Raw genomic sequence first — 8,381 nt, forward strand, 5'->3', positions numbered from 1 at the left:
ATGAACCCGCACCAACGAGGAATCCACCGAGACCTCCCGATCGAGTTCATCGATCGCTTCCGCGATCACACGTACCTGCTGCACGAGCATCGCCAAGGTGCCGTTGCGGGACCACCGCCAGAACCGGTTGTAGACCGTTTTCCACGGGCCGTACCGTTCGGGGAGGTCCCGCCACGCGACCCCGGTTTTGGCTTTGTAGAGCATCGCGTTCAGGATCCGGCGGTCGTCCACCCGCGGGCGGCCTTTTGCCCCCGCGACCGGCAGCAGCGGCTCGACAGTGCGCCACTGATCCTCGGTCAACTCATGCCTACGCGCCACGACCACACATCAAATCAAACCCGCACCTCGACCACCCAGGCTTTGAGGACACTCTCTAGCTCTCGGCCGCGAGCTGACCGCACGCTGCGGCGATCTCCTGGCCGCGGGTGTCACGCACCGTGCACGACACACCCTGAGCCTGCACTCGGCGAACGAATTCGCGCTCAACAGGTTTCGGGCTCGCGTCCCACTCGCTGCCCGGAGTGGGGTTCAGCGGAATCAAATTCACGTGAACCAGTGGTCCCAACGCCTGATGCAACTTCTTGCCAAGTAGGTCCGCACGCCAGGGCTGATCGTTCACGTCACGGATCAGCGCGTACTCGATCGATACCCGACGCCCGGACTTGTCCGCGTAATACCGTGCGGCATCAAGCACCTCGGAGATGGGCCAGCGGTTGTTCACCGGGACCAGGGTGTCGCGCAGTTCGTCGTCGGGGGTGTGCAGGGAGACGGCGAGGCGGACCGACATGTCCTCGTCAGCCAGTTTGTGGATGGCCGGCGCCAGACCGACGGTCGACACCGTCACCGAACGCTGTGAGATCCCGAGCCCGTCTGGTGCGGGCGAAGTGATACGGCGCACGGCGTTCACCACCCGCTTGTAGTTCGCCAGCGGCTCACCCATGCCCATGAACACGATGTTCGACAGGCGCCCGGGACCGCCGGAGACAGCGCCGTCCCGCAGATCGGCCGCCGCGGCGCGGACCTGATCGACGATTTCGGCGGTCGAAAGGTTCCGGTTCAGCCCGCCCTGCCCTGTCGCGCAGAAGGGGCAGGCCATACCGCAGCCTGCCTGACTGGAGATGCACAGTGTGGCGCGATCCGGGTAGCGCATGAGCACGCTTTCCAGCAGGGTCCCGTCCCCGGCACGCCACAGCGTCTTCCGGGTCTCCCCGGCATCACAGGCGATCTGCCGGATCGGCGTGAGCAGCGGCGGGAACAACGCCTCCGCCACTTTCTCCCGGACCGCGGCCGGTAGATCGGTCATATCCGCCGGATCGGCCTGCAACCGCCCGTAGTACTGGCGCGCGATCTGGTCGGCGCGGAACTTCGGCAGGCCCAGCTCGGCCATCGCGGCACGGCGGCCGTCGGCGTCGAGGTCGGCCAGATGGCGCGGCGGCATCCCGCGGCGCGGTGCGTCGAAAACCAGGGGCAAAGAGGCGGTCATAGTCCTACCAGTGTGTCATCTCGGTGAATGTGACCCGTGCCGAGCCGCCCCGCGAGGGGAACCGGGCCGATATCGACCGGCGGGCCGGAAATCCGTGCACAGTCGATCGCTGTCGGCAATCATCGATATATGGCGACTTCTGATGAACCGACACCCGAAACCCGCGCACTACCGAAAGAGCCACCCACGTCCCCACCGGGCGCACCCACCGGACGGATACCCGCACGCGATGCTACCGGCCGCGAACCGGCGGTCGACACCCATCGACGTAAGGAGATGGAGAAGTCCCGGGTGGGCAATGCCTGGGTCGCGCTGATCGTGGCGGCGTTGCTCGGCATCGTCCTGCTGATCTTCATCCTGCAGAATTCGGAGAGCACCGAGGTGGAAATGCTCTTCTGGAACTTCTCGCTACCGCTGGGCGTGACGATCCTGCTGTCGGGGATCGCCGGAGCCCTGGTGATGGCGCTGGTGGGCGGGGTACGCATCGTCCAGCTGCGGCGCGCGGTACACCGCGACTGACCTCAGAGCAGGGTGCTGAGCACCAGCCAGGACACGAACGCCGAGGGCAGCATCGAATCGAGCCGGTCCATGATGCCGCCGTGCCCGGGCAGCATGGTGCCCATATCCTTGATGCCCAGCTCGCGCTTGATCTGCGATTCGACCAGATCCCCCAACGTCGCCACGACGACCAGGCCGATCCCGAGCACGACGCCGATCATGGAATTGGCTTCGAGCAGCAGAGTGACCGTGAGCAGGCCGCCGATGATCGCGAAGACCAGCGAACCGCAGAAACCCTCCCAGGACTTCTTCGGGCTGATCGACGGCACCATGGGGTGGCGGCCGAACAGCACCCCGGCGACATAACCGCCGACATCGGAGCACACCACCAGGATCATGAAGGTCAGCACCCGCAGATTGCCGTCCGGCTCCTCGAGCAGGAGCAGTACCGCGAACGAGGCCAGCAGCGGGATCCACGCCAGGGTGAACACCGTGATAGCGGTATCGCGCAGGAAGTTGCGCGGGGCGGTGCGCAGACCGTGATCGAACAGCCGCCAGACCATGCAGACCAGCGCCGTCGCCGCGAAAGCACCGGTCACCCCGCCCGGACCGAACGGCCAGCCCAGCCAGAACACCGCCTGGCCGCCGATGATCAACGGGGTACGCGGTACCAGCACATCGGCTTCCCGCAGCCGCTTGGCGACCTCCCAGGTGGCGATACCGACCGCGACCCCGGCGACGCCGATGAACACCTTGGGCACGAACAGCAGGACGGCGATACACAACACCCCGAGGGTCGTGCCGACCGCCAGGGCCGCGGGTAAGTTCCGGCCGGCACGCGACCCCCGGCGCTCGGCGCCTCCGGAGGCTCCGGTCGGTGCCGGTGTCGATTCGGATATGCCCTCGGCCGGCGGCTGCGGTCGGGCCGCACCGGTCGCGGCGGCTTTCTCGGCCACGATTGTCCCGTCGCTCAACTCGTCGTCGTTCCGTTCGTTCCCACCCGTCGCGGGCGACGCTCGCTCCGCTGTTTCCCATTGTGCGGCAGTTCACCGGCCAGGGGGCCGGGTGATCGCCGGTCCGGTGCCCGTTCACCACGAACACCGCATTCCGCGCGGCACCTATCGCTCGTGCCGCTGTCGGACGTCCCGCGCGCCGGACCGGCGCGCCTGCGCAAGGTACCACCGCGGAGCCGACGGGCTCACCGCCCGGGCACCGCTCAGACCTCGAGCAGTTCGGATTCCTTGTGCTTCACCAGTTCGTCGATCTGGCCGACGTATCTGGCGGTGGTCTTGTCCAGTTCCTTCTCGGCGCGCCCGACCTCGTCCTCGCCGGCTTCGCCGTCCTTCTGGATCCGGCCCAGCTCCTCCATGGCCTTGCGGCGCACATTGCGGATCGCGACCTTGGCGTCCTCGCCTTTCTGCTTGGCCTGTTTGGCCAGCTCCCGGCGGCGCTCCTCGGTGAGCTGCGGAATGCTGATCCGCAGGATGTCACCGTTGTTGGTCGGGTTCACGCCCAGGTCGGAGTTGCGGATCGCGGTTTCGATCGGACCCAGCTGTGCCTGCTCGTAGGGTTTGACCACCACCATCCGCGGCTCCGGCACGGTGATACTCGACATCTGGGTGATCGGGGTCGGCGCTCCGTAATAGTCGACCACGACCCGGGCGAACATCCCCGGATTCGCGCGCCCGGTACGGATTCTGCCGAGATCGTCCTTCGCCACCGAGACGGCCTTCTCCATCTTCTCCTCGGCGTCGAAGAGCGCTTCTTCAATCACGACCGTTCCTCCACTGCGTCGTCATCGTCATGACCCGCGGGCCCGCGGTATCAGGATCGAACCAATGTGCCGATCTTCTCACCGGCCACCGCTCGGGCGATATTGCCCTTGGTCAACAAATTGAACACCAGCATGGGCATCTGGTTGTCCATGCACAAACTGAACGCCGTCGCGTCGGCGACCTTCAGATCGCGTTCGATCACTTCCTTGTGGGTGATCTCGTGGTACATGGTGGCGTCGGGATCCAGCCGCGGATCGGCATTGAACACACCGTCGACCGCTTTGGCCATGAGTACCACCTCCGCACCGATCTCCAGCGCGCGCTGCGCGGCGGTGGTGTCGGTGGAGAAGTACGGCATCCCCATACCGGCGCCGAAGATCACGACGCGCCCCTTCTCCAGATGCCGCTTGGCGCGCAGCGGGAGGTAGGGCTCGGCGACCTGGCCCATGGTGATGGCGGTCTGCACCCGGGTGTCCACACCCTGCTGCTGGAGGAAGTCCTGCAGCGCCAGGCTGTTCATCACGGTCCCGAGCATGCCCATGTAATCGGACCGGGCCCGCTCCATCCCGCGTTCCTCGAGTTCGGCGCCACGGAAGAAGTTGCCGCCGCCGATCACGACCGCGACCTGGACGCCGGAGCCGACGATCTCGGCGATCTGCTCCGCCACGGTCTCCACCACGTCGGGATCCAGGCCCACCGCGCCGCCGCCGAACATTTCACCACCGAGTTTCAGCAGTACCCGGCGATATCCTGGGCGGTCGGTCCCCGGGTACGTCATCGGCTGGCGTCTCCTTCGGCAATCGGTGTGTTCACGGTCGGTCGTGCTCATGGTGTCGGCGAACGTGGTGGCCGCCGAGGTCCGGGACCGCCCGCTGCCCCGGCCGGGCCGACCCGAGCGCGAGTGGCACAGCGGGCGCGGCACCAACGGAAAGCGGCTTCTATCCTGCCCTACCCGCCCACGGCCCCCGGTACTCGGGCCCCTGGGCGGCCGATCTCAGAACGAAACCCCCGCCGCGTCCACCGCGACGGGGGTTTCCTCCGGAGTCGAGGATCGGCTCAGGCCTGGCCGACCTCGAAGCGAGCGAACTTGGTGATCGTGACACCGGCCTCGTCCAGCAGCGCCTTGACGGTCTTCTTGTTATCGGTGACCGACGGCTGCTCCAGCAGGACGACGTCCTTGAAGAAGCCGTTGACGCGGCCCTCGGTGATCTTCGGGAGCGCGGCCTCCGGCTTACCCTCTTCGCGGGCGGTCTGCTCGGCGATGCGGCGCTCGTTCTCGACGATATCGGCGGGAACCTCGTCGCGGGTCACGTACTTCGCCTTGAGCGCGGCGACCTGCATGGCCGCCCCACGGGCGGCTTCGGCGGCGGCCTCACCGGCACCGGTGTACTCGACCAGCACGCCGACGGCCGGCGGCAGATCCGACGCACGCTTGTGCAGGTAGGTGGCGACCGGGCCGTCCAGGGAGACGACGCGACGCAGCTCCAGCTTCTCGCCGATCTTGGCGGCCAGCCCCTGCAGGGCTTCGTCGACGGTCCGGCCGTCGAGGGCCACGGCCTTGAGCGCGTCCACATCGGCGGGCTTCGCGGCCGCGGCGGCGGCGGCGATCTGATCGGCCAATGCCTGGAATTCCGCGTTCTTGGCGACGAAGTCGGTTTCGGAATTGATCTCGACCATCACGCCGTCCTTGGCGATGACCAGGCCTTCCGCGGTGGTGCGCTCGGCGCGCTTGCCGACATCCTTGGCGCCCTTGATGCGCAGCAGCTCGACGGCCTTGTCGAAATCGCCCTCGGTCTCGACCAGCGCGTTCTTACAATCCATCATTCCGGAGCCGGTGAGCTCCCGCAGCCGCTTCACGTCAGCGGCGGTGTAGTTCGCCATCGGGGGCGAGCCTCCTTCGAGAAAGTCTGGTACCGGGCAGTGGTGGTCACGACTCGGTGAGCCGTGACCACCACTGTGGGAAGTGCGGTCCGGCGGCGCTCACCATGGCACCGGCCGGTGAGCGGCCGCCGAACGCGAGGTGTCGACTCAGGCGTCGGCCGGAGTCTCCGCGGGCGCCTCGGCCGGAGCTTCCGCCGGGGCCTCGGCCGGAGCTTCCGCCGGGGCCTCGGTGCTCGGGGTGGCCTGCGCCAGCAGCTCCTGCTCCCACTCCGGCAGCGGCTCGGCGGCGCTCGCCTCGGGCTTGTCGTCGCCGCCGGAACGGCCGGCCCGGGCCTGCACGCCCTCGGCCACCGCGGAGGCGACGACCTTGGTGAGCAGCGCGGCCGAACGGATCGCATCGTCGTTACCCGGGATCGGGTAGTCGACCAGGTCGGGATCGCAGTTGGTGTCCAGGATCGCGATGACCGGGATGTTCAGCTTGCGCGCCTCGCCGACGGCGATGTGCTCCTTGTTGGTATCGACGACCCAGATGGCCGACGGCACCTTCTGCATATCCCGGATACCGCCGAGGGTGCGGTCCAGCTTGTTCATCTCACGCGTGAGCATGAGGATTTCCTTCTTGGTGCGACCCTCGAAACCACCGGTCTGCTCCATCGCCTCGAGTTCCTTGAGACGCTGCAGACGCTTGTGCACGGTGGAGAAGTTGGTGAGCATGCCGCCGAGCCAGCGCTGGTTCACGTAGGGCATCCCGACCCGGGTGGCCTCGGCCGCGATGGACTCCTGCGCCTGCTTCTTGGTGCCGACGAACAGGACGGTGCCGCCGTGGGCGACCGTCTCCTTGACGAATTCGTAGGCCTTGTCGATGTAGGTCAGCGTCTGCTGCAGATCGATGATGTAGATGCCGTTGCGGTCGGTGAAGATGAACCGCTTCATCTTCGGGTTCCAGCGACGGGTCTGGTGCCCGAAATGCGCGCCGCTGTCGAGCAGCTGCTTCATTGTTACGACAGCCATGGCTCTCGTATCTCTCTTTCGTTGCCGGTTGACGCAGCGGGCCGGCGGCCTGCTGCCCTGGCACCACAGAACGCTCGGACCCGATCGGCGATCGGGACCAGTCGAGACGTCCCCTGTTCCGGAATGCGCCGGCCTTCCCCGGTTCCGGCAGGAACTCGGTGGGGCAGCGCGATGAACAAGCACGGTGGTGCGCGAAGTCGGTCGGTGCGAACACAGACCGCTCGGACAGTTTACGGCGTGGGCTGCGCGAACTGGAAATCGCCCGGTCGTATCGTCCGCGGCCACGCGCGCCGGACGTCGTATGAAACATCATTTGTTCACAGAGGGCGAGTTGTCCACAGGTACCGGAATTGCGGGTTCCGCGCAGCTCACAGCCCGAGCAGGCTGAGCATATGACCTGGACAACCACTGCCACCGCGGCCGCCGGAGCGGCCGCGACGGACCCGGACCTCCCGCCCGCGCCGCGCGCCTGGCCCCATATCGCGCGCCGCCACACACCGGCGAGCGCGGTCGACCACCCGTCCCGGCCCCTACCGGCATGGCCGCGCCGCACCACGGCGCAACCACCCGGGGACATCTACCGCGGCCGCGGTGCCGGGCGATGCACCGATCGCCCACGTGGCACGGCCACGATCTCGGTGGACGACTCCGGCGCACGGAGAGATCCCGCGCCGGGAAGGACTGCCGGTCGGCACCGGGCGTCGCCCCAAGCCCCCTCCGGAGAGCGCGCGGCGGCCGGGGCGTCCTCGGCCCCGGGGCCGAGTGATCTGGCCCGCCGGGCCAGGCGGTACGAGCGAAGGATGGCCCAGCGGCCGGCCGAATCCCGCGCGGACGGCCCCACCGAGACCGGCTCGGAACGGCTCGGCGGTGCGCGAGGGTCGCAGCGGACCACACCGATACGCACGACCCGCTATCCCACGATCCGACCTCGTTCGACACCTTTTCCCGGGGAGGCACCGGCACGGCACACACCGGACCGCCACCTCCCGCGTTCTCCCGGGGGGAATCCGGTCCGCCGGCCCGACGCGGACGGCCGTCACCTGACCATTTCCGGCACGCCCCGGCACCGATCGGGCCGCCGCGGGCCCACCAGCCGGCATCGGAGACCGGCCAACCTGATCGGCGCCGCGCTCACCACGGTGTTCCTTGCGATTCCGCTCGGTCCGGGCCCCACAGCCGCCGCGCATTCGGGCGATGCCACCGCGGTCGCGCACCCCGGCACCCCGGGCGGACCGACGACGACCGGTACCGGCCTGGCGAATACCGGCCCGAGCACCCGGCAGGCCGGCGAAATTCCTGCGTCGTTGCGGAGGAGCGACTTCTCGCCCTCCGCCGAGGTTTCCGGCCCCGACTCGGCTGCTCTCGGAGCAGTCGGCACCGGCGCACCGGAATCACCCGCGGTTTCCTCGACTGCCACGCCCGTCGATGCCCCGGCCGGCCAGCCCGTCGGTGCGGAGACCCTGCCCGCCGAACCGGATGCCGGGCAGTCGAACGAGGTGGCCCGCCGGTCACCGGCCGGGTCGAGCCGGGCCGGTGGCTGCGGGACGGGCTCGAATTCGGGCTCGGCCACCGGATCGGCCGCGGTGTGCCGGGTTCTCCCCCTGCTGGAAGATCTGGTGCACGAACTCCTCCGGCTCGCACCACGACCGGTACCGCACGCATGCCCCTGCCCCGACCGCGGGCGGTGAGACCGAGCCCTGCCGGACCGAGCGGACCGCGGGGGTCCGCTCGGT

At 68.3% G+C, this 8,381-nt stretch carries 8 protein-coding genes; 1 reads left to right on the forward strand and 7 read right to left on the reverse strand.

The window, feature by feature from the left end:
• Both ACLML9_RS26105 and rlmN read right to left on the reverse strand, forming a co-directional pair.
• Window positions 1-318, reverse strand: a 318-nt coding sequence (locus tag ACLML9_RS26105) for a transposase (protein WP_411947999.1), incomplete at its 3' end; no start/stop codon positions are given.
• A 55-nt stretch (window positions 319-373) separates the two neighbouring features.
• Window positions 374-1,483, reverse strand: coding sequence for a 23S rRNA (adenine(2503)-C(2))-methyltransferase RlmN (gene rlmN / locus ACLML9_RS26110; protein WP_411948000.1), 1,110 nt, complete (start codon window positions 1,481-1,483; stop codon window positions 374-376).
• Between the two features lie 129 nt (window positions 1,484-1,612).
• Between rlmN and ACLML9_RS26115 the strand changes: the two genes are divergently transcribed.
• Window positions 1,613-2,002 carry a lipopolysaccharide assembly protein LapA domain-containing protein gene (locus ACLML9_RS26115; RefSeq protein ID WP_411948001.1) on the forward strand — a complete coding sequence of 130 codons (390 nt, stop codon included), beginning with the start codon at window positions 1,613-1,615 and terminating at the stop codon, window positions 2,000-2,002.
• Between the two features lie 2 nt (window positions 2,003-2,004).
• On the opposite strand, the gene ACLML9_RS26120 is transcribed toward ACLML9_RS26115, so the two are convergent.
• The 5 genes from ACLML9_RS26120 to rpsB all read right to left on the reverse strand — a co-directional run bounded on the left by ACLML9_RS26120 (window position 2,005) and on the right by rpsB (window position 6,648).
• Complete coding sequence (locus tag ACLML9_RS26120) at window positions 2,005-2,955, reverse strand: phosphatidate cytidylyltransferase (RefSeq protein ID WP_411948002.1); 951 nt, start codon at window positions 2,953-2,955, stop codon at window positions 2,005-2,007.
• Between the two features lie 242 nt (window positions 2,956-3,197).
• Window positions 3,198-3,755 (reverse strand): ribosome recycling factor, encoded by a 558-nt coding sequence (frr, locus tag ACLML9_RS26125; protein ID WP_411948003.1) that lies wholly within the window; start codon window positions 3,753-3,755, stop codon window positions 3,198-3,200.
• 50 nt (window positions 3,756-3,805) lie between these two features.
• Window positions 3,806-4,534 (reverse strand): UMP kinase, encoded by a 729-nt coding sequence (gene pyrH / locus ACLML9_RS26130; RefSeq protein WP_030521770.1) that lies wholly within the window; start codon window positions 4,532-4,534, stop codon window positions 3,806-3,808.
• 278 nt (window positions 4,535-4,812) lie between these two features.
• Entirely contained in the window at window positions 4,813-5,637 is an 825-nt protein-coding gene (gene tsf, locus ACLML9_RS26135; RefSeq protein WP_411948004.1) for a translation elongation factor Ts, read from the reverse strand.
• A 147-nt stretch (window positions 5,638-5,784) separates the two neighbouring features.
• Complete coding sequence (rpsB, locus tag ACLML9_RS26140; protein ID WP_411948005.1) at window positions 5,785-6,648, reverse strand: 30S ribosomal protein S2; 864 nt, start codon at window positions 6,646-6,648, stop codon at window positions 5,785-5,787.
• Window positions 6,649-8,381 lie beyond the last annotated feature (1,733 nt).

The organism is Nocardia sp. NPDC002869, assembly GCF_046764065.1.
GTDB classification, from domain to species: Bacteria; Actinomycetota; Actinomycetes; order Mycobacteriales; family Mycobacteriaceae; genus Nocardia; species Nocardia rhamnosiphila.

Coding starts and splice junctions, on each gene's coding strand:
- rlmN (WP_411948000.1), bottom strand. CDS start 1,483: ATGACCGCCTCTTTGCCCCTGGTTTTCGACGCACCGCGCCGCGGGATG.
- ACLML9_RS26115 (WP_411948001.1), top strand. CDS start 1,613: ATGGCGACTTCTGATGAACCGACACCCGAAACCCGCGCACTACCGAAA.
- pyrH (WP_030521770.1), bottom strand. CDS start 4,534: ATGACGTACCCGGGGACCGACCGCCCAGGATATCGCCGGGTACTGCTG.
- tsf (WP_411948004.1), bottom strand. CDS start 5,637: ATGGCGAACTACACCGCCGCTGACGTGAAGCGGCTGCGGGAGCTCACC.
- rpsB (WP_411948005.1), bottom strand. CDS start 6,648: ATGGCTGTCGTAACAATGAAGCAGCTGCTCGACAGCGGCGCGCATTTC.